The organism is Phaeobacter italicus (assembly GCF_019801785.1).
Classification (GTDB): domain Bacteria; phylum Pseudomonadota; class Alphaproteobacteria; order Rhodobacterales; family Rhodobacteraceae; genus Phaeobacter; species Phaeobacter italicus.
The window spans coordinates 12,441-32,949 of the sequence record NZ_JAHVIJ010000001.1 but is presented as its reverse complement, the minus strand read 5'-3'; the positions used below and the strand labels follow the sequence as shown (position 1 = coordinate 32,949).

Annotated in this window: 21 protein-coding genes and 4 tRNA genes; 17 read left to right on the top strand and 8 right to left on the bottom strand. The window is 61.7% G+C overall.

The genetic code is table 11. From position 1 onward, the window contains the following. The first annotated feature begins 5 nt into the window (after window positions 1-5). Together KUV39_RS00195 and KUV39_RS00190 are read left to right on the top strand one after the other, a co-directional pair. Window positions 6-1,211: an alpha-hydroxy acid oxidase gene (locus tag KUV39_RS00195; protein ID WP_222458624.1), complete on the top strand. Its 1,206-nt coding sequence runs from the start codon at window positions 6-8 to the stop codon at window positions 1,209-1,211. Between the two features lie 126 nt (window positions 1,212-1,337). After that, window positions 1,338-4,781, top strand: coding sequence for a pyruvate carboxylase (locus KUV39_RS00190; RefSeq protein ID WP_046209935.1), 3,444 nt, complete (start codon window positions 1,338-1,340; stop codon window positions 4,779-4,781). A 113-nt stretch (window positions 4,782-4,894) separates the two neighbouring features. Here the strand turns inward: KUV39_RS00190 and KUV39_RS00185 are convergent, their stop codons facing one another. Then, window positions 4,895-5,113, bottom strand: a complete 219-nt coding sequence (locus KUV39_RS00185; protein WP_131724096.1) for a hypothetical protein — start codon at window positions 5,111-5,113, stop codon at window positions 4,895-4,897. Between the two features lie 219 nt (window positions 5,114-5,332). Here KUV39_RS00185 and KUV39_RS00180 point away from each other — a divergent pair. The 6 genes from KUV39_RS00180 (at window position 5,333) to KUV39_RS00155 (ending at window position 9,739) form a co-directional block, all read left to right on the top strand. Further along, window positions 5,333-5,407: transfer RNA gene (locus KUV39_RS00180), tRNA-Gly, on the top strand. A gap of 150 nt (window positions 5,408-5,557) precedes the next feature. Further along, window positions 5,558-6,532, top strand: coding sequence for a DNA cytosine methyltransferase (locus KUV39_RS00175; protein ID WP_046209933.1), 975 nt, complete (start codon window positions 5,558-5,560; stop codon window positions 6,530-6,532). 174 nt (window positions 6,533-6,706) lie between these two features. Continuing rightward, entirely contained in the window at window positions 6,707-7,618 is a 912-nt protein-coding gene (locus KUV39_RS00170) for a NaeI family type II restriction endonuclease (RefSeq protein WP_008561408.1), read from the top strand. Between the two features lie 68 nt (window positions 7,619-7,686). Continuing rightward, window positions 7,687-7,761 (top strand) — tRNA-Gly (locus KUV39_RS00165). A gap of 339 nt (window positions 7,762-8,100) precedes the next feature. Next, window positions 8,101-8,175: transfer RNA gene (locus KUV39_RS00160), tRNA-Gly, on the top strand. A 211-nt stretch (window positions 8,176-8,386) separates the two neighbouring features. Next, window positions 8,387-9,739 carry an aminotransferase gene (locus KUV39_RS00155; RefSeq protein WP_222458623.1) on the top strand — a complete coding sequence of 451 codons (1,353 nt, stop codon included), beginning with the start codon at window positions 8,387-8,389 and terminating at the stop codon, window positions 9,737-9,739. Window positions 9,740-10,165: 426 nt separating this feature from the next. Here KUV39_RS00155 and KUV39_RS00150 read toward each other — a convergent pair whose 3' ends face one another. Next, window positions 10,166-10,405, bottom strand: coding sequence for an Lrp/AsnC family transcriptional regulator (locus KUV39_RS00150; protein ID WP_008562085.1), 240 nt, complete (start codon window positions 10,403-10,405; stop codon window positions 10,166-10,168). 249 nt (window positions 10,406-10,654) lie between these two features. Here KUV39_RS00150 and hisB point away from each other — a divergent pair, with 249 nt between their 5' ends. Together hisB and hisH are read left to right on the top strand one after the other, a co-directional pair. Next, window positions 10,655-11,242: an imidazoleglycerol-phosphate dehydratase HisB gene (gene hisB / locus KUV39_RS00145; RefSeq protein ID WP_008559657.1), complete on the top strand. Its 588-nt coding sequence runs from the start codon at window positions 10,655-10,657 to the stop codon at window positions 11,240-11,242. Between the two features lies 1 nt (window position 11,243). Beyond that, the gene (gene hisH / locus KUV39_RS00140; protein WP_222458622.1) at window positions 11,244-11,882 is read left to right on the top strand and encodes an imidazole glycerol phosphate synthase subunit HisH; all 639 of its coding nucleotides are present in this window, start codon (window positions 11,244-11,246) and stop codon (window positions 11,880-11,882) included. A 97-nt stretch (window positions 11,883-11,979) separates the two neighbouring features. On the opposite strand, the gene KUV39_RS00135 is transcribed toward hisH, so the two are convergent. Continuing rightward, window positions 11,980-12,711, bottom strand: a complete 732-nt coding sequence (locus tag KUV39_RS00135; protein WP_046209931.1) for an AraC family transcriptional regulator — start codon at window positions 12,709-12,711, stop codon at window positions 11,980-11,982. A 102-nt stretch (window positions 12,712-12,813) separates the two neighbouring features. On the opposite strand from KUV39_RS00135, the gene KUV39_RS00130 reads away from it, so the two are divergent. Together KUV39_RS00130 and KUV39_RS00125 are read left to right on the top strand one after the other, a co-directional pair. After that, on the top strand, window positions 12,814-13,350 hold the full coding sequence (locus KUV39_RS00130) for a peroxiredoxin-like family protein (protein ID WP_222458621.1): 537 nt from the start codon (window positions 12,814-12,816) through the stop codon (window positions 13,348-13,350). A 223-nt stretch (window positions 13,351-13,573) separates the two neighbouring features. After that, entirely contained in the window at window positions 13,574-13,825 is a 252-nt protein-coding gene (locus KUV39_RS00125; RefSeq protein ID WP_008559529.1) for a WGR domain-containing protein, read from the top strand. A gap of 203 nt (window positions 13,826-14,028) precedes the next feature. Here KUV39_RS00125 and KUV39_RS00120 read toward each other — a convergent pair whose 3' ends face one another. Next, a complete protein-coding gene (locus tag KUV39_RS00120) occupies window positions 14,029-14,442 on the bottom strand; it encodes a DUF2147 domain-containing protein (RefSeq protein ID WP_008559528.1) in 414 nt (137 codons plus the stop codon). 133 nt (window positions 14,443-14,575) lie between these two features. Here KUV39_RS00120 and hisA point away from each other — a divergent pair, with 133 nt between their 5' ends. The 4 genes from hisA to KUV39_RS00100 all read left to right on the top strand — a co-directional run bounded on the left by hisA (window position 14,576) and on the right by KUV39_RS00100 (window position 17,054). Further along, a complete protein-coding gene (gene hisA, locus KUV39_RS00115) occupies window positions 14,576-15,298 on the top strand; it encodes a 1-(5-phosphoribosyl)-5-[(5-phosphoribosylamino)methylideneamino]imidazole-4-carboxamide isomerase (protein WP_008559282.1) in 723 nt (240 codons plus the stop codon). A 148-nt stretch (window positions 15,299-15,446) separates the two neighbouring features. Further along, window positions 15,447-15,944, top strand: a complete 498-nt coding sequence (locus KUV39_RS00110; protein WP_050673654.1) for a DUF2867 domain-containing protein — start codon at window positions 15,447-15,449, stop codon at window positions 15,942-15,944. Between the two features lie 34 nt (window positions 15,945-15,978). Continuing rightward, a complete protein-coding gene (gene hisF / locus KUV39_RS00105) occupies window positions 15,979-16,740 on the top strand; it encodes an imidazole glycerol phosphate synthase subunit HisF (RefSeq protein ID WP_046210436.1) in 762 nt (253 codons plus the stop codon). Beyond that, window positions 16,737-17,054: a phosphoribosyl-ATP diphosphatase gene (locus KUV39_RS00100; RefSeq protein WP_222458620.1), complete on the top strand. Its 318-nt coding sequence runs from the start codon at window positions 16,737-16,739 to the stop codon at window positions 17,052-17,054. The genes hisF and KUV39_RS00100 overlap by 4 nt, the downstream gene beginning before the upstream one ends. Before the next feature lie 228 nt (window positions 17,055-17,282). Here KUV39_RS00100 and KUV39_RS00095 read toward each other — a convergent pair whose 3' ends face one another. The 3 genes from KUV39_RS00095 to rlmB form a co-directional block, all read right to left on the bottom strand. Further along, window positions 17,283-17,753, bottom strand: a complete 471-nt coding sequence (locus KUV39_RS00095; RefSeq protein ID WP_008561552.1) for a CoA-binding protein — start codon at window positions 17,751-17,753, stop codon at window positions 17,283-17,285. 342 nt (window positions 17,754-18,095) lie between these two features. Beyond that, window positions 18,096-18,593, bottom strand: coding sequence for a YHS domain-containing (seleno)protein (locus KUV39_RS00090; protein WP_222458619.1), 498 nt, complete (start codon window positions 18,591-18,593; stop codon window positions 18,096-18,098). Between the two features lie 113 nt (window positions 18,594-18,706). Further along, entirely contained in the window at window positions 18,707-19,483 is a 777-nt protein-coding gene (rlmB, locus tag KUV39_RS00085) for a 23S rRNA (guanosine(2251)-2'-O)-methyltransferase RlmB (RefSeq protein WP_037302900.1), read from the bottom strand. A gap of 120 nt (window positions 19,484-19,603) precedes the next feature. Here rlmB and KUV39_RS00080 point away from each other — a divergent pair. Next, a tRNA-Tyr gene (locus tag KUV39_RS00080) sits at window positions 19,604-19,687 on the top strand. Between the two features lie 224 nt (window positions 19,688-19,911). Here the strand turns inward: KUV39_RS00080 and KUV39_RS00075 are convergent. Continuing rightward, window positions 19,912-20,439, bottom strand: a complete 528-nt coding sequence (locus KUV39_RS00075) for a DUF2478 domain-containing protein (RefSeq protein WP_222458618.1) — start codon at window positions 20,437-20,439, stop codon at window positions 19,912-19,914. Window positions 20,440-20,509 lie beyond the last annotated feature (70 nt).

The window sequence follows — 20,509 nt, the reverse complement described above, 5'->3', positions numbered from 1 at the left end:
AACAAATGCGCGCCATGGACCTGCATCAGCATTATCCGGCTCTCAGCGATCTTCGTCAGCGCGCCCGACGGCGCCTGCCTCGGTTTGTCTGGGAGTATCTGGACAGTGGCACCGGCACCGAGGCCACCAAGGCGCGCAATCGCATGGCGCTGGATCAGGTCGGTTTTCTTCCTTCCATCCTGCATGGCCCGCAAAAGCCCGATCTGAGCCGCCGGTTCCTGGGGGTTGATCGGCCCCTGCCCTTTGGCATTGCGCCTGTCGGGATGTCGGGGCTGGTCTGGCCTGACGCAGAGGAGCATCTGGCGCGGGCCGCAGCGGCGCATGGGTTGCCCTATTGCCTGTCGACCGTCGCCAGCCAGTCGCCAGAGGATGTGGCGCCACATCTGGGTGCATCGCCGTGGTTTCAGCTGTACCCGCCCAAGGATCCGGGCATCCGCCGGGATATGCTGGCGCGCGCGAAAAAGGCCGGGTTCACCGGGTTGGTGCTGACGGTTGATGTGCCAGTGGCGTCGCGGCGCGAACGGCAGACCCGCTCTGGCCTGACACAGCCACCGCGGCTGACACCGCGGCTGCTGGCGCAGGTCGCCATGCGGCCAGCCTGGGCGATGGGGATGGCACAGCGCGGCATGCCGCATATGCGCACGTTGGATAAATATGTGACCGGCCAGCTCGACAGCCTGTCGTCAACAGCGCATGTCGGCTATCTGCTGCGCACCTCGCCGGATTGGGACTATGTCAGATGGCTGCGCGATCATTGGCAGGGGTCCCTGATCATCAAGGGGGTCATGCGGGCCGAGGATGCCGCCCCTCTGGAGACCATCGGTGTTGATGCGCTGTGGATCTCCAATCATGCGGGGCGTCAGTTCGATGCCGCCCCTGCCGCAATAGAGGTGCTGCCGGATCTGCGCGCGGCGACCCGGCTGCCGCTGATCTTTGACAGCGGCATCGAAGGCGGGCTTGATATCCTGCGGGCGCTGGCGCTGGGGGCGAATTTCGTCATGCTGGGCCGGGCTTTTCATTTCGCGCTGGCCGCGCTTGGCCCGAAAGGCGTGGATCACCTGATCGACATTCTGCGCAAAGATATGTCAGCAAACATGGGCCAACTTGGGGCCGCGACTTTGGACGCGCTTCCGATTCCACGGTCGCTTGCGTCATTTGCCACACAAACAACGACATTTAAGTCCGATGCGGACCTAAAAGACCCTCCATAAACGTGAATTATGCCGGATTCTGGCGTCAGGTCAGCGCTATCACGCTGGTCATACCCAGAACTACGTCTATACCGGTACCTAATTTGCGCGTATGACACCGCCAATCAGCACGACTTCGAGGAAGCCATGACCGACTTCAAGAAAATCCTGATCGCCAACCGCGGCGAGATCGCCATCCGCGTCATGCGGGCAGCCAACGAGATGGGCAAGAAGACGGTCGCCGTCTATGCCGAAGAGGACAAGCTGGGGCTGCACCGTTTCAAGGCTGACGAAGCCTATCGGATCGGTGAGGGCCTTGGGCCGGTTGCGGCCTATCTGTCGATCGATGAAATCATCCGTGTCGCCAAGGAAAGCGGCGCCGATGCGATCCACCCCGGTTACGGCCTGCTGTCCGAGAACCCGGATTTCGTCGACGCCTGTGCCCGCAACGGCATCACCTTTATCGGCCCCAAGGCCGAAACCATGCGCGCGCTTGGCGACAAGGCCTCGGCCCGCAAGGTGGCGATTGCAGCCGGCGTGCCGGTCATTCCGGCCACCGAGGTGCTGGGCAACGACATGGACGCGATCCGCGAGGAAGCGGCAGAGATCGGCTATCCCTTGATGCTGAAGGCGTCCTGGGGCGGCGGCGGTCGCGGCATGCGCCCGATCCACGGCCCGGACGAGTTGGAAGAAAAAGTGCTGGAAGGCCGCCGCGAAGCGGAAGCTGCCTTTGGCAATGGCGAGGGCTATCTGGAAAAGATGATCACCCGCGCCCGCCACGTCGAGGTTCAGATTCTGGGCGACAAGCACGGCGAGATCTATCACCTGTACGAACGCGACTGTTCGGTTCAGCGCCGCAACCAGAAAGTGGTCGAGCGCGCCCCTGCCCCCTACCTGAGCGAAGAGCAGCGCGCCGAGCTGTGCGACCTGGGCCGCAAGATCTGTCAGCATGTGAACTATGAATGCGCAGGCACCGTCGAATTCCTGATGGATATGAACGACGGCAAGTTCTACTTCATCGAGGTGAACCCGCGCGTGCAGGTGGAACACACCGTGACCGAAGAGGTCACCGGCATCGACATCGTGCAGGCCCAGATCCTGATCGCCGAGGGCAAGACCATTGCCGAAGCCACCGGCAAGGCATCGCAGGATGAGATCCGGCTCAATGGTCACGCTTTGCAGACCCGCGTGACAACTGAGGATCCGCTGAACAACTTTATCCCGGACTACGGCCGCATCACGGCCTATCGTTCGGCAACCGGCATGGGCATCCGTCTGGATGGCGGCACCGCCTATGCGGGCGGCGTCATCACCCGCTACTATGACTCGCTCCTGACCAAGGTGACGGCCTGGGCCCAGACCCCGGAAAAGGCGATTGCCCGCATGGACCGCGCCCTGCGTGAATTCCGTGTGCGCGGTGTCAGCACCAACATCGCCTTTGTTGAAAACCTGCTGAAGCACCCGACCTTCCTGTCGAATGAATACACCACCAAATTCATCGACGAGACCCCGGACCTGTTCCAGTTTGCCAAGCGCAAGGACCGCGGCACCAAGGTGCTGACCTATATCGCGGATATCACCGTGAACGGGCACCCCGAAACCGAAGGCCGCGCCAAGCCGGCAGCAGATCTGAAAGAGCCGCGCGCGCCCAAGGTCGAGCCCGGCAACATGCCCTACGGCACCCGCAACCTGCTGGAACAAAAGGGCGCCCAGGCTGTTGCCGATTGGATGAAAGCGCAGCGCCAGCTGCTCTTGACCGATACCACCATGCGTGACGGCCACCAGTCCCTGCTGGCGACCCGGATGCGGTCGATCGACATGATCAAGGTCGCGCCTGCCTATGCGCAGCATCTGAACCAGCTGTTCTCTGTCGAGTGCTGGGGTGGTGCGACCTTTGACGTGGCCTATCGCTTCTTGCAGGAATGCCCCTGGCAGCGTCTGCGCGACCTGCGCGAGGCAATGCCGAACCTGATGACACAGATGCTGCTGCGCGCATCAAACGGCGTGGGCTACACCAACTACCCCGACAATGTGGTGCAGGAATTTGTCCGCCAGGCGGCAGAGACCGGCGTTGACGTGTTCCGCGTGTTCGACAGCCTCAACTGGGTTGAAAACATGCGCGTCGCAATGGATGCGGTTGTTGACAGCGGCAAGATCTGTGAAGGCACAATCTGCTATACCGGCGACATTCTGGATCCGAACCGGTCCAAGTACGACCTGAAGTATTATGTCGGCATGGCCAAGGAGCTGGAAGCCGCAGGCGCGCATATCCTAGGCCTGAAGGACATGGCAGGTCTGCTGAAACCGGCGGCTGCGCGCCAGCTGGTCAAGGCGCTGAAGGAAGAGGTCGGCCTGCCGGTCCATTTCCACACCCATGACACCTCTGGCGTGGCGGGTGCCACCATTCTTGCTGCCGCTGATGCGGGCGTGGATGCGGTGGATGCGGCGATGGACGCCTTCTCTGGCGGCACCTCGCAGCCCTGCCTTGGCTCTATCGTCGAAGCCCTGCGCAACACCGATCGTGACACCGGCATCGACATCTCGAAGGTGCGCGAAATCTCCGGCTATTGGGAGCAGGTGCGCGGACAGTATGTGGCCTTTGAAAGCGGGCTGCAGGCACCGGCCTCCGAGGTTTACCTGCACGAGATGCCCGGCGGCCAGTTCACCAACCTCAAGGCGCAGGCGCGTTCGCTGGGACTGGAAGAAAAATGGGCCGACGTGGCGCAGACCTATGCTGATGTGAACCAGATGTTTGGCGACATCGTGAAGGTGACCCCTTCCTCCAAAGTGGTGGGCGACATGGCGCTGATGATGGTCAGCCAGGGCCTGAGCCGCGCCGAGGTCGAAGACCCCAAGACCGATGTGGCCTTCCCCGACTCTGTCGTGGACATGATGCGCGGCAACCTGGGTCAGCCCCCGGGTGGTTTCCCCGAAGGCATCGTGTCCAAGGTGCTGAAGGGCGATGCCCCCAACACCGCCCGCCCCGGCGCCCATCTTGAGCCCGTCGATTTGGAAGCCGTACGCGCCGATCTCTCCAAGGAGCTTGAGGGCTTCAAGGTCGATAACGAGGATCTCAACGGCTATCTGATGTATCCCAAGGTGTTCCTGGACTACATGGGCCGCCACCGGACCTATGGCCCTGTGCGCACCCTGCCCACCCGCACCTTCTTTTACGGGATGGAGCCGGGCGAGCAGATCTCGGCCGAGATCGATCCGGGCAAGACGCTGGAAATCCGCCTGCAGGCCATCGGTGAAACCGATGACAAGGGTGAGGTCAAAGTCTTCTTTGAACTGAACGGCCAGCCCCGCGTCATCCGCGTGCCGAACCGTCTGGTCAAGGCCACGACACAGGCCAACCCGAAGGCTGAACAGGGCAACCCCAACCACGTTGGGGCACCGATGCCCGGCGTTGTTGCCTCGGTCGCGGTACAGGTGGGCCAGCAGGTGCATGAAGGCGACATGCTCTTGACCATCGAAGCGATGAAGATGGAGACCGGCATCCACGCCGAGCGCGACGCGGTGGTCAAGGCCGTGCATGTTCAGGCGGGTGGTCAGATCGACGCCAAGGACCTGTTGGTCGAGCTGGAATAAGCGGCCATGACATTGCGACCTGCGGCCGACACAGGTTGCAGGGCCTCATACTGGTTTCAAGGCCCTAAGGGCGCCCCCAGCGGGGCGCCTTTTTCATTGGCGGTACGCGGTCCTTACAAGAGCGCGGTCTTGTCCTCGCTGCAGGACCAGAACCACAGACCGCTGAGAGAGGCCTTGTCCTCTGCAGACAGCGGATCAGCCCCCACAGCCATGCCCTGACCTGCAAGCGCCAGAACAATGGCGCCCATCAGGCAGCTCATGCGCAGAAACTCCAGCCGACGATCCAGGATCCGGCCCATCCGCGCGCGTAGCGGTTCGCTCAACAACGTCATCTTGGGCTCCCTTTCATGTTTGGGTCTTTCCTGCCCGTTTTGGGACCATTGCGCGCCCTGCGCCCATCCGGCCCCGTCCTTATCATACCCGTGATACGCCGCCTGCGGGGCCTTCCGTCGCTCAAATCGCCGTGATGGCATTTTTTTGCCGCCAGCTTTGCGTTTTTCACTTGCAGCCCTCGCGCCAAGCGCCTAAACCCCGCCTCACCAAATGGCAGCGCGGGCGTAGCTCAGGGGTAGAGCATAACCTTGCCAAGGTTAGGGTCGGGCGTTCGAATCGCCTCGCCCGCTCCATTTGGATCAAAAAGCCGCTCGACGCCGCTGCGTCAGCGGCTTTTTTGTTTGTGGATAACCCCCATGCAGCCGCTTGCGCGGAATCGTTTCAGCCCCTAGAACAGAGCAGGAACGGCCAGCATGGCGCAGACAGACGGGTGACAGGGCAAAATGTTGACTTCGGTAGAACTCTGCGCGGGGGCAGGTGGTCAGGCACTGGGGCTGGAAAAAGCCGGTTTCGAACACACCGCACTGGTAGAGATCGACAAACATTGCTGCGCCACCCTGCGCCACAACCGCCCCCAGTGGAACGTGCTGGAAGAGGACGTGCGCAAGTTCAAAGACGTTGCCGACAGCTATCACGGGATCGATCTATTGGCCGGCGGTCTGCCCTGCCCGCCCTTTTCCGTCGCAGGCAAGCAGCTTGGCGAAAAGGACGAGCGCAATCTGTTTGATGACGCCATTGAAATCGTCGCTGCCACCCGTCCGCGGGCTGTGATGATCGAGAACGTCCGCGGCTTTCTGGACGCGGTGTTTCATGACTACCGCGAAAAGCTGAAGAAACAGCTGGCCAAACTGGGTTATGAAACCGACTGGCGGTTGCTGAATGCCTCAGACTACGGTGTCCCGCAGCTGCGCCCGCGCGTGGCGATCGTGGCCCTGCGCAAGGAATTCTCCGGTCAGTTTGCCTGGCCCGACCCGCTGCCGCACAACCCGCCCACGGTTGGCGAAACGCTGCTGGATCTGATGCAGGAACGGGGCTGGCGCGGGGCAGAGGCCTGGGCGGCCAAGGCCGATGAAATCGCCCCCACCATCGTGGGTGGATCCAAGAAACATGGCGGTCCGGATCTGGGGCCAACACGGGCGCGACGCGCCTGGGCGGCACTTGGCGTCGAAGGGCGCACCATCGCGCCCGAGGCGCCCGACCCCTTTCACAACGACATGCCCCGGCTGACCGTACGCATGGTTGCCCGCATTCAGGGGTTTCCCGACAGCTGGCATTTCACTGGCGCCAAGACCAACGCCTATCGTCAGGTTGGCAACGCCTTTCCGCCCCCGGTGGCAGAGGCGGTGGCCCGCCAGATCCGACAGGCCATCGCGCGTCCCAGCCTGCAGGTGGTCTCAGCCAGCGGCACCGCGGGCTGAGATGGCGGCGGCCCGGCCCTGTCTCGCCAGCAGTCCCACCCTGCCCTGCCGTTTTGCGGCTCGTGCTGTGCCCGGTCTGACGGGTTTCGACCCGGTTATCGGCCTAGGGCGAGTGCGCCCGTCATCTTTCCATAAATACTCAAATCCAAGGGTTCAGCCCGCGCAGGCCCTGCCATGAAACAAAAACTACCGGACAGCCTGGTCGATTTCGATCACCCCGATTTTGGCACGCTCTTCCAGCTGGAGTGCGAGATCACAGAGCGCGCAGGCGGGACGCTTGCGCTGGAATATGACGTGCCGCATATGCTGCGCGACTGCATTGATGATGTGATCATGACCGCAAAAACCGGGCGGCGGTCGTATGAAGAGCTGGAAAAGACCGAAAAGACCTATATCGGCACCCGGGTCGAAATCGAGCTGCGCGCGTTGTTGCGATTGCGCAAGGGGCGTTTGGACACGGTGATCCTGGGCCATGACGTCGATATCAAACACACGATGGGCAGCAACTGGATGATCCCGACCGAGGCGGTCGATCAGCCCTGCATTCTGGTTGCCGCAGATGAACCGCGCGCGCGGTGTTATCTGGGCCTGATCGTTGCGCGCCCCGACTACCTGACCCAGGGCCAGAACAAGGACGCCAAGCGTTCGATTTCGGCAGAGGGGTTTCGCCATATTCTCTGGCTTTTGAAGGATCACCCCTATCCCGCGAACTTCTGGCGCACGGCACCGGAACAGGCCGTGGCGCGGATTTTTGAAGGCGAGAGCGGCAATGCACGGATTGCGGCCCTGTTTCGCGAATTGCAGCGCCAGCCGATCCCCCGCGATGTGGTCGAAGCGGTGGCCCATCAAAAGGATTTCATGCGCCGCATCCGCTCGGACGGGGGGCATGGCACGCGCGACATTCTCGCCAAGGAGGGGCTGCTGATTCTGGAGGGGCGCAAGGACGCGCAGTTGATCCGGGCGCTGAACCTGCCCCATTGCAGCGCGTCAGAGTTCATTTCGGCCCGACCGGCCAACGCGAGTGAGGCGAAACTGGCCCAAAGTGCCGGTCATCCGCTGGATCCGACTTTTTTCAGCGAAGAGTGAAATTCCTGCGTTTTCCCTCTTGCAGGGGTCAGCGCAATTTCCTAAATACCGCCTCACCAAATGGCAGCGCGGGCGTAGCTCAGGGGTAGAGCATAACCTTGCCAAGGTTAGGGTCGGGCGTTCGAATCGCCTCGCCCGCTCCATTTGGATCTCGAAAGGGCCGCTCTTCTGAGCGGCCTTTTTCGTTTGCCCCGGCTTCATTTTAAACAGCAGATGCCCCCGCCCCTTGCCGCGCTCACACCGTGTGGGCTGGCGGCAGGCTCGTGGCCGGTGGTGTGATCTGGCCTGCCTCTGGCGCGCAACCCCTGCGACAGCAGACCCGCGACTATCGCAGTGCTGTCTCAGGGGTATTTTAGCGGGGCAGCAAGAGCAGGTTTCCAGCAAGACCTTAGAACCGTTCAGAAAATTTCTTCACCAATCTGTCATTTTTCGCTTGCAGGGGTCAGCGCAATTTCCTAAATACCACCTCACCAAATGGCAGCGCGGGCGTAGCTCAGGGGTAGAGCATAACCTTGCCAAGGTTAGGGTCGGGCGTTCGAATCGCCTCGCCCGCTCCATTTGGATCGCGAAAAGGCCGCTCTTCGGAGCGGCTTTTTTCGTTTCCGGGCCACTCAAGGGCCTGCGCGGAAATGGCGCGCGGATTTGATCAAATTCCTTTGACGCGACTCTCAAAACCCGCCAATGCTGTGGCCAAGGGGATGGCAGAGACAAGCCGTCCCGGCACACCCGCGCCATCCATGTGGCGCCCAGCACAGGAGGACACGCGCCATGGCACCGGTCATCTATCCCACCACCAATTTCACCGCGACCGAACAGCTTTGCCTTGAGCGGGGCGAAGGCATCTATGTGTTCGACAGTGGCGGCAACAAATACATCGAAGGGCTGGCCGGCCTGTGGTGCACCTCGCTGGGCTACAGCAACACCGAGGTGATGGATGCAATCACCGAACAGCTGCACAAGCTGCCGTTTTCACACACCTTTGGCGGCAAAACCCACAAGCCGATCATGGAGCTGGCCGAGAAACTCAAGGCGATGGTGCCGGTGGAGGATGCCTATATCTTCTTTGGCAACTCCGGCTCGGACGCCAATGACACGCACTACAAGATGCTGCGCTATTACTTCAACGCCATCGGCAAGCCGGAAAAGCGCAAGATCATCACCCGCGAGCGCGGCTATCACGGGGTGACGGTTGCTGCCGGTTCACTGACCTCGCTGCCCGCGAACCTCGCCCATTTTGATGCCCCGCTGGAGGCGCTGTCGATTCTGCGGGCGGATTCGCCCCATTATTACACCGCGCGGCAGGGCAATGAGACAGAGGCCCAGTTCGTCGAACGGATCCTGAAGAACCTTGAAGATCAGATCCTCGCGGAAGACCCCGACACGATTGCCGCGATGATCGTGGAGCCGATCACCGGTGCGTCGGGCGTGATCGTGCCGCCCGAAGGCTATTATGAAGGGCTGCAGGCGCTGTTGCGCAAATATGGCATTCTGGTCTGGGCCGATGAGGTGATCTGCGGCTTTGGGCGCACGGGGGCCGATTTCGGCTGCACCACCATGGGCATCAAGCCGGATCTGATGACCTTTGCCAAGCAGCTGTCCTCGGCCTATTTCCCGATCTCGGCTTCGGTCATTCCCGGCTGGATGTATGAGGCGATGATCAACCAGACCAATGAGGTTGGCGTGTTTGGTCACGGCTATACCTATTCGGGCCACCCTGCCGCCTGTGCCGCCGCCCTGAAGACGCTGGAAATCTATGAGCGCGACAACCTGTTTGAGCACGCAGCCGACGTCGGCGCCTATCTGCAGGCGCAGCTGCGCGAGATCTTCACCGACCACCCGCTGGTGGGCGAGGTGCGCGGCAAGGGCCTGATTGCGGCGCTGGAGCTGGTGTCGAACAAAACCACGGGCGCGAGTTTCGACAAGGGCGCTGCCGGGGCAACCGCGCAGAAGCTGTGCCAGGACAACGGCCTGATCCTGCGGGCGGTTGCGGGCAATGCCGTGGCGCTGTGCCCGCCGCTGATCATCACCAAGGCCGAAGTTGACGAGATGCTGACACGCCTCAAGACCGCAATTGATGCGAGCTATGACGCGCTGTCGGATCAGGGGTTGATCGCCAGCTGATCCCGGCCCGATGCGGTGCCCAAAGCGGCCCGCGATGCGACTATGGACAAACGGAAAAGGCGGCCCTCTCGGGCTGCCTTTTTTGCTGCGGGGAAGGCTGCGATCGGTAGCTGACTGAAATTTGAGCAGTTCACTGCCGTCTGGGCGAAAAAGAGCGCAGCGCGGTGGTTCTGTCGCTCGGAGCAGTTTTTTCCCCGTGAACGGCGCGCGACGAGGTGTCAGCGTCGGGGGGCTCTCGCAGGCATTTCAGGACCTAGCGATTTTAGTATTCCCGTAAGGGACCGGGGGCCGGGGCGGCGGCAGGCCTGTAGGCACGCCGTCGCCTTGTTGTTTGCGCGATGTATGCAGACCGGGCGGCGGCGCAGCTGGCCTGTGACCGCGAAACCGCGCTGACCTGACGCCTGCCACGCGGGCGGATCTGATCGCTCAGAACACCTTGAACGTCATGGTCGTGAGCGAGCGTTCGATCCCTTCGATGTCCAGAAGCTGATCGTTGATGTATTTGCCCACGTCCTCATTGCTGGGGATGTAGAGTTTCATCAGCAGGTCGAAATCACCGCTGGTGGAATAAAGCTCGGAGTGGATTTCGCGCAGCGCGATTTCTTCGGCGACCTTGTAGGTGGTGCCGGGTTTGCAGCGGATCTGGATAAAGACGCAGGTGGACATGGTGCCCCTCAACTGTTTGGGAATGCGGTATTTGGGCGCCAAGCTGACACGCGCGCGCGGCAGAGGCAATCCCTGCCGACCGTCCTGCCCCGGCCTTCCCCGGCCCATCGCACAGCCTGTCGCGAACCGCTGAGCTGCACCCGTTGCGGGCACGGGGGGCAACAGTTTTGTGCCAATTGACGCGTCAGGCTTGAGCGTCCCCCCGCCCTGCCCCTATAAGCAGCGCAGGATATCAAGGACATGCCGACCATGCGCACCGCTCAGATCACCCGCAAGACCGCCGAAACCGAGATCACTGTCGAGGTCAACCTCGATGGCACCGGCGCCTATGACAACCAGACCGGGGTCGGCTTTTTCGACCATATGCTGGACCAGCTGTCGCGCCATTCGCTGATCGATATGACCATCCGCGCCAAGGGGGATTATCACATCGATGATCACCACACGGTCGAGGACACCGGCATCGCGCTGGGGCAGGCACTGGTTGCGGCGCTTGGCGACAAGAAGGGCATCAACCGCTATGGCGAATGCCACCTGCCGATGGATGATGCGCAGGTGCGCTGTGCGCTCGATCTGTCGGCGCGCCCGTTCCTGATCTGGAATGTCGATCTGCCAACCCAGAAAATCGGCACCTTCGACACCGAGCTGGTGCGCGAGTTCTTTCAGGCGCTGAGCACCCATGGTGGCATCACCCTGCACATCGATCAGCTGCATGGGTTCAACAGCCACCACATTGCCGAAGCGGCGTTCAAAGCAGTGGCACGTGCATTGCGCACTGCCGTGGAGACCGATCCACGCAAGGCGGATGCGATCCCTTCCACCAAGGGTGCGCTCTGACATGCTGACCGCGATTATTGACTACGAATCCGGCAATCTCCACTCGGCCGAAAAAGCCTTTCAGCGCATGGCGCGGGAGGTTGATGGCGGCGAGGTCGTGGTGACCTCCGATGCTGAGGTGGTGGCGCGGGCCGACCGGTTGGTGCTGCCGGGCGATGGCGCCTTTCCCGCCTGCGCAGAAGAGCTGCGTGGCCATCGCGGCATCTATGAGGCGATGGTGGAAGCGGTCGAACAGAACGGCCGGCCGTTTCTGGGGATCTGCGTTGGCATGCAGCTGATGGCCACCACCGGCAATGAATACCGCGACACAGCGGGGCTTGGCTGGGTGCAGGGCGATGTGGTCAAGATCACCCCCAGCGACAGCAGCCTGAAAGTGCCGCATATGGGATGGAACGATCTGGTGATCGACCATGACCACGCCATTTTTGACGGCATCACATCCGGCGATCACTGCTATTTCGTCCACTCCTACCATTTCCGCGTGAAAGACCCCGCCGAGCGTCTGGCGCATGTGGATTACGGTGGCGATGTCACCGCCGTGATCGGGCGAGACACGATGGTGGGCATGCAGTTCCACCCGGAGAAAAGCCAGGACATTGGCCTGCGGATGATCGGCAACTTTCTGACCTGGGCCCCTTAGATTGAGGGGCGCGACATCGCCACATGTCGAAAGCCACCTGCTGCGCAGGTGGCTTTTGTTTTGAGTATTTATGGAAAGATGACAGACGCGGTGGCGGTCAGGCAGCAGCCATGCGCAGCGACAAGGGCGCCACGCCATAGGCCTTGCGGAACGCGCGGGTGAAGCCTTCGGGGCTGGCATAGGCATAGCGGCGCGCCACCGCCTCGACCCGGTCGCCGCGGCTGAGATCCTGATGAGCCAGGATCAACCGCCAGCGGCGCAGATAGCCCATCGGTGTCTCGCCCACTGCCGCGGCAAAGAGTTCGGAAAACCGCGACAGGGACAGGCCCGCGACCTCTGCCAGATCGGCATTGCTCCACAGGCGCCCGGGGTGGTCATGCATCGCCACAACCGCGCGGCTGAGCCGGGGATCGGCGAGCCCTGCAAGAAGCCCGGGCTCTGTCGCGCCACGCCGGATCTGGTTGCGCAGAAGCTGCACCATCAAGACCTCTCCCAATCGGTTGATGACCGATTGGGCGCCGCAATGCTGCCCCTCTGCCTCGTCCTTCATCAACTGAACCAGGCCGTGGGCCTCGCGATTGGTGGCGATGTCATATTCCACCACCTCCGGCAGGGCCGCCAGAAATGGATTGCTTTGCCCTGACCATTCCACACGCGCAGCCCACATGACGATTTGACCCGTCACATCGGGCATCACGTCGCGGGTGCAGTAGAGAATACGCTGAGGCGTGCCATCGGCCGTGGCCAGCGCGATCAAGTTCGCCTCTGCCATGTTGGCGGCGCGCACGGCAAGCTGGAAGCGATCCATCAAAGTTGTCAGGCGGTCCATGGTTTCGGTGTTTCCGTCAGGTTTTTCGGATTTATACGACCGTAAATTGGTCCATCCTTGTTGGCAAGACGATGTTCATTTTTTGCACAAAGGACCACACCCATGTTGTTGCCCCGCCAGAAGACCCCGAACCTGACCCTGCAGACGCTTGATCACGGGGCGTTTGATCTGTCCAAGGAAGAGGCACAGCGCGGCACTGTGATCTGTTTCTACCGCGGCCTGCACTGCCCGATCTGCGCCAACTACCTCAAGGAGCTGGAAAAGCGGGTTGAGGATTTTGCCAGCCGTGGCGTGAACTGTATCGCTGTCAGCTCGGACGGCGAAGAGCGCACCCGCGCGATGGCCGACAAGATCGAAGCCAAGAACCTGCGGTTTGCCTATGATCTGCCGCTGTCGGTGGCGCGTGACTGGGGGCTTTATATCTCGACCTCGCGGGGCAAGACCTCGATCGGGATCGAAGAGCCTGCGCTGTTCTCGGAGCCGGGCCTGTTCATGGTGACACCGGAACAGACGCTGTATTACGGCTCGGTGCAGACCATGCCGTTTGTGCGCCCGCATTTCTCGGAGCTGCTGTCGGCGCTGGATTTCGCGATTGCCAACGACTACCCCGCGCGCGGCGAATACACCGGCGACGTCTGATCGCCACGCCCTCTCTGAACGCGAAGGGCAGTTATCCACATCGAGAGGCCCGGCTGGTTGCCGGGCCTTTTGTGTCAAATCCTGCGCAGAAATCCCCTGTATCTGTGGCCCATCGGCCACCGCTGTCGCAACGGCGCGCGCAAGAGTGATGGACAGTTCATCCACAACTGGGCATACACGGCAAACCCAGACCCGAATACAGTCACTTACAGGTCACCAACCGGTGCAGATCCGTCTCGAAAAATTCGACTATCACGAAGGCCAGCACCGCTACTGCGTGCTGAACCTGAGCCAGACCCTGTTTGGGGAATGGTGCGTCGAACAGGTGAACGGGCCGCTTGGGGCAGCAGGTGGTCAGGAACGGCGGCGGTACTTCCCAACCCAGCAAAGCGCACTGGAGGCGGCGGAACAGGACAGAGAGCGCCATATCAAACGCGGCTTTGTGCCGATTCCCGTACAGCTCGGCCTGTTCTGAGAACCGATATTTGATCTGCAGACCCGGATGCGGCGGCACTGAGCGGCCGGGCGCAGGCAAGACCTGCGATCTGGGGCCACACAGGATGGGGACATGAAAGATCGGGCCATGAAAAAGGGACGCAGATCACGAGACCTGCATCCCCAACAAATACCCCGGCCCGGACAAATGGCCCGGAAGGGCGGCGCGTCCCGGTCAGAGCGTTACTGCACGCGCGTCCAGGTCTGTTTTGAGCAGATCAATCCACCCGCTACACAGCCCCGCAATGCCAGAGAGCTGCCCGCCAGATCCATCTTGCCGATATAGATCTTGTCATTGGATGGTCGCCAGACCTTGCCCGCGTAAGAGCCATCGCCATTGGCAACCATATCAATCACAAGCGTCTTGCCGATATTGGGGGATTTGTATTCCCCCTCGGCATTAAAGGTGCGGCTGATTTTGCCACAGACCGCAGCGCCGCAGGGCGCCATGGTGACATGCGCATAAGAGCCATCGTCCGGCTGTGTCTTCCAGGTGCCCAGAACCGGATCGGCCGAGGCGGCAGCTGCCAGTCCCAGTGCCACCGCACCGCCAAGCACAGCGCGCATGGCGAGGTCTTTCATGGCCAGTTTTTTCATCGTCATTCCTCCCTGTTTGTCGCAGTCTGGCCGCCAAGTGGCTTTTCAGGCAAGGTTGACCTCGGGTCGCGTTGCAATCCGCTGCCGGCTTGTGCAAAACACCGCCAGCTTAGTTTTATGAAGGACCGGCCGGATGATCCTCTACCCCGCTATCGATCTCAAGGATGGGCAGGCTGTGCGCCTGCTGCACGGTGACATGGACAAGACCACCGTGTTCAACGACAACCCCGCCGCACAGGCGTTGGAGTTTGTTGCGGCGGGCTGCGAATGGCTGCATCTGGTTGACCTGAACGGCGCCTTTGCCGGTGAGCCGGTCAATGCGGCCCCGGTCGAGGAAATCCTGAAACAGACCAAGGTGCCAGCGCAGCTGGGCGGCGGCATTCGCGACATGGCGACCATCGAACGCTGGATCGACAAGGGGCTTGCGCGGGTCATTCTGGGCACTGTTGCGGTGGAAAACCCCGATCTGGTGCGCGACGCCGCGCGTGAATTCCCCGGCAAGGTTGCGGTTGGCATCGATGCGCGCAACGGCAAGGTGGCCACCAAGGGCTGGGCTGAGGAGACCGATGTGATGGTCACTGATCTCGCCAAGTCGTTCGAGGACGCAGGCGTTGCGGCCATCATCTACACCGACATCATGCGCGACGGCGCCATGAAAGGGCCCAATGTCGAGGCAACCGCCGATCTGGCGCGCGCCGTGTCGATCCCGGTCATTGCTTCGGGCGGCGTGTCCTCGCTGCAGGATCTGAAGGATCTGAAGGCCTGTGGCGCGCCCTTGAATGGCGCGATTTCGGGCCGGGCGCTTTATGATGGGGCCATTGATCTGAAAGAGGCTCTGGCGGTTCTGAAGGGCTGATTGCCCCTTCCTGCCCCGCTGTCCAGCCACAAATGGCGGGCCAGTGGAGGGCTGCGACATCCTGCTCATGCGGCACCGCGTCCTGTTTCAGGGCGCGGTGTTTTTTGGTCTGGTTGCGGGTGATGGCCCCATGCTGAAAGGAACACAGATGGCTGCTTCTCGGATCGCCAAGACCCCCTTGCCCAACGATGCCTTGATCTGGGCACAGGTGGCGCCCGGCGATTTTATCGACGGCTATGCGATTGATAGTTCGCTCAGCCCGCGCAGGGCGATGGAGATAGGGCTGACCATGCCAGGCTGGGCCGCCGGGCTTTTGCGGTTGCGAAATCGGCTTGTGGCTCCGCTTGGGCTGAAGACCGAGGTCGCTGACACGGGTGGTGGGGCACTGTTTCCGATCACCCATGACAGCGCAGACGAGCTGATCCTCGGCACCGACGACAGTCATCTCAACTTCCGCATCACCTTCCTGCGGCGGGACGGGCGGCTGCATATGGGGACATGGGTGCATCGCAACAACTGGCTGGGGCGGGTCTATCTGGCCGTGGTGATGCCCTTTCACGTGCTGATTGTCCGCGACAGTCTGCGCCGGATTGCCCGCCATCCGCAAAATGGCAGCGCGATTGCATCCCAACCGCCCGCACAGTAAAGAAAACCCAACGCGAGCGGCCAAGGGGCACATCATGCTGAAGACCCGTATCATCCCCTGTCTGGACGTGGCTGATGGCCGCGTGGTGAAGGGTGTCAATTTTGTCGGCCTGCGCGATGCAGGCGATCCGGTGGAATCGGCCAAGGCCTATGATGCGGCCGGCGCGGATGAGATCTGTTTTCTGGACATCCACGCCACCCATGAAAACCGAGGCACCATGTTCGATGTGGTGCGCCGCACTGCTGAACAGTGTTTTGTGCCGCTGACCGTGGGTGGAGGGGTGCGCACCCGGGAAGACGTGCGGGCGCTGTTGCTGGCGGGCGCTGACAAGGTGTCTTTCAACTCTGCCGCCGTCGCAAACCCTGATGTGATTGCAGAGGCCGCCGATCAGTTCGGCAGCCAGTGCATTGTCTGCGCCATTGATGCCAAGACTGTGGCCCCCGGCAAATGGGAGATTTTCACCCACGGCGGGCGACGCGAAACCGGCATTGATGCGGTTGAATTTGCCAAGCTGGTGGTCTCCAAGGGCGCGGGAGAAATCCTGCTCACCTCGATGGACCGCGATGGCACCAAGGCCGGTTTCAACCTGCCGCTGACCCGTGCAATTTCCGATGCTGTGGATGTGCCCGTGATCGCCTCTGGCGGTGTGGGCAACCTTGATCACCTGGTGGACGGGGTCAAGGAAGGTGGCGCCAGCGCGGTTCTGGCAGCGTCGATTTTCCACTTTGGCGAATACACCATTCAGGAAGCCAAGACCCACATGGCCGCTGCCGGTATTCCCATGAGGTTGACATGAGCCTGCTGCACGATCTCGAAGCCACCATCCTGTCGCGCAAGGGCGCCGATCCGGACACCAGCTGGACTGCCAAGCTCTTGGCCAAGGGGCCGGAAAAATGCGCCGAGAAATTCGGTGAGGAGGCCATTGAGGCCATCATCGAAGCGGTGAAGGGCAACAAAGCCGGCCTCGCCTCTGAAGGCGCAGATGTGCTTTATCATTTTCTGGTGATGCTGGCGGCGCGCGATGTGGCGCTGGATGATGTGCTGCAGGTTCTGGCGGAGCGTCAGGGCCTGAGCGGCATCGCCGAGAAGGCCAGCCGCCCCAAGGGCTGACATCCGGGCCGGGCGGCGGGTCAAGGGAGGCGCAGCCTCCGCGCGCCAGCGCGGCTTGCCCTTGACGCGCACTTTGAAACACACTCGGCAAGGCCCTTGAGGGCATGCCTGCCCCTCAAGGGCGTCTCAGCATAAAATCAGCGCCGCGCAGCGGCGCCGGGCCCAACCGTGGAGGCCGTCCGGAAGGACGGCGGGAACGGGCGGGAGCGCCCTGCCCGGCCGCAGACGTCAGAGTTTCGAGGAAATGATCCCGGTGGCAAAGCCACCCATGCGTAACTCGCCGAACAGACGCTGGTATTCGATCTTGGGGCAGCGGTTCTGGATCACCGAAATGCCCTGAGCTTCGGCCTTGGCGGCGGCCTCGGCGTGCTCGACCCCGATCTGCATCCAGATCGCCTTCAGCCCGTCACAGACCTCCAGTGCCTCATCGACAATGGCAGGCACAGCCTCGGAGCGACGGAAGATATCGACCATATGCACTGGCTCGCGAATATCGCTGAGGCTTGCGTGGATGGTCTGACCAAACAACATCTTGCCCGCATGGCCGGGATTGATCGGCAGCACGCGATAGCCCTTGAGGCCGAGATAGCGGGCAACAAAATAGCTGGGGCGCACCGGATTGGTGGAGACGCCCACAACGGCGATGGTTTTCACCTCTTCCAGCACGGTTTTGAGCTGCGCATCGCTGTAGTGCGGCATGGTGGTCCTCTTGATCTGTCAGAGAGCGCGCGTGGATCCGTGGCCCTTCCGCCGCAGCCTATCGGCTGCAAGGCGCAAGGCAAGCGGCTTTTGCCACCGGACGCGGCCGCCCCCTTCCCCTGATGCCGGGTGGTGTCGGGATAGCTGCCCTGCCAATAAAAAAGCGCCCAGGTGAGGCCTGGGCGCAAGGTATGGAACGAGGGACAGTGAAAAAGATCTGCGAAGGTTCCAATTCGCGATCTGTTAATAATATGGGGCTTCACATTGAATTTGAAAGGGATCCTCTCAAATTCGTGACATTTCCCGTGAGAGGCCAAGGACATAGCGCCCTGCGCAGTTTCCTCAGTCCTTCAGGATTCGGGGCCAGTGGCCCTCTGCCTTGATCAACAGCTGGTCCTGTTCGGCCTGCCAACGGGCAAGCGCGCGGGGGTTGTTCAGCAAAAACAGCCGCCCCTCCGAGATCACAAAAAGCCCCGGATCGCCGCGTTTCACGATGCCCTGAGAGAGCGCGTAGGCGCAGTAGCCGCCAAATTGCGGCGCATAGGCGTGGGGGTTGGCCTCAAACAGCGCGAGGTTCTGGGCGCTGGCAAACCGCCAGATCGCGCCGCGCCACATGATCGCGTGGCTTTGCACGCCCGCGACCGGCCCGTCCGAGCTGAAAAAGGTCACGACGTCCTGCCCCTCGGCGGCCAGCCCTTCGTGGCTCGACACCAGTGCGGGGCCTGCGGACGCCATCGGTGCGGCCAACAGCACGCCAAAGGCAAGCGCCGCAGCTGCCGCCTTGGTCAGCAGAGGCCTCAGCGCCCTTGGGTCCAGATGTCGAAGAAATCTTGGTGTCATGAAACTGAGTGTGCCGCGCCCGGTCCTGCCTGCATAGATCGCTGACGTATTTGTGATAGCTTTACGTAGCAGGCAAGACCGGGGGCGTCCATGAAAACGGCGAAACCGTGGCCTTAGCGGGCGATCGACGCATAAAGCGCGATGGCGGCGGCGTTGGAGACGTTGAGCGAGCCAAAACCACCGGCAAAATCGATCTTTACCAGATGATCGACGGTTTCCTTGGTCTTTTGCCGCAGGCCAGGCCCTTCAGCGCCCAGAACCAGCGCGACAGGATCGCCCTTGCGCCCCTCAAGCACGGTTTCGATGGTCTGTTCTGCCTCGCCATCAAGACCCAGCACCAGAAAGCCCATGCGCTGCAGCTCGACAATGGTATCGGCAAGGTTGCGCATGCGCAGATAGGGCTGGCGCTCCAGCGCGCCGCTGGCGGTTTTGGCAAGCGCACCGGTTTCCGGCGCAGAGTTGTGGCGGGTGCCAATCACGGCGCTTGCGCCCAGCACCTCTGCCGAGCGCAGGATGGCGCCAACGTTGTGCGGATCCGTCACCCGGTCCAGCAACAGCACACGCGGGGCCTCGGCACCGATGCAGTTTTCAGCCAGCCCGCCCCAGTTCAACGGTTTGACCTCCAGCACAGCCCCCTGATGGACGGATTGCTTGTCGATCGGCGGATTGAATTTGCGCGGGTCGATGACCTCTGCCTCGATCCCAGACTGGGCGATGGCGTCCGACAGTTTGGTCTCTGCGTTCGGGGTGACCATCAGGCGAAGTTTCTCGCGATTGGGATTGAGCAGCGCATCACGCACCGCATGCAAACCAAACAGCCAGACGGTCTCCGCTGAAGCGGCCTTCTTGGCCTGTTCTTTTTCGACGACCCACTTGGGTTTCTTGGACATTTTGCTCTCCAGCAGAAAGAAATTGCAGGGCAGAAGAAAAACTTTCGATTTTCCTGTTGACGCCCCTTTGGCCTGCTTGTAATCACGCCTCCACATCAGGTGCAACACGCAACTGACAGTGGGCGACAGGCCGCAAGGTGTGGCAGGGGACTGTAACTCCCTCGCGGAGACGCACGCCTGGTTCGATTCCAGGGTCGCCCACCATCTTCTCTCTTTCAGCAGTGACAAGCAAGAAGATGGTGGCATCCGCCGTCGGGTGAGAAACCGCACGCAAGCAACTGATCTTTCAGACGATTTCATTTTGCAGCTGATGCAAGCTCTCGGCAGTCGGGATGAATCACGCGCGACATCCGCAATTCCGCCAAACAAAAACCGATGCCGTTTCCAGCATCGGTTTTGTTTGTTTCACTTCTCGGATTGCGCGAAGCTCAGCCTGCTTCAGCGGCCTCGGCAACGGCGGAATGGACCCATTTTGCCAGCGCCTCCACGTCCGGCTCTGCCTCCTGTGCGAGCCCCTCTGAAAAGGCCCTGAACGCCTCTACATTCATGCGATTGACGCCTGAGACGACCACCAGGCCGCGCGCCAGTGCCTCGCCGATGACAGGGCGCATTCCGCGCCCGTCTGCCTCGTGCTTGCCGAACTTGTTGACCAGCAAAACCTGTGGTGCCGGATCCTCTGCGAGACCTGCGCTCACCTGTCCGACGGCACGTTCCAGCGCCTCGGGATTGAGACGACATCCGCGCGCCTCTGGACCGAGAGATTGGGAGATACGGATGGTCTCACCAGCGGGCAGGACACGCACATCCATATCGCAAAGCTCGCTGTCGTAGCATTCGGTGTTGGTCTGGACGATGCCTGCCAATCGCAGACCGTCGGCCTCCAGCCGCTCGGCCAGCGCGCTCAGCAGCTTGTCTGTGGCACCGCGTTCCTGGGTCATGACGTAGGACAGATGCATTGTGGCCTCTTGTTCGGTAAAATTCGCCCGCAGGCTACCGCCAAAGCCGCGAAACCACCAGAGGTGCAAT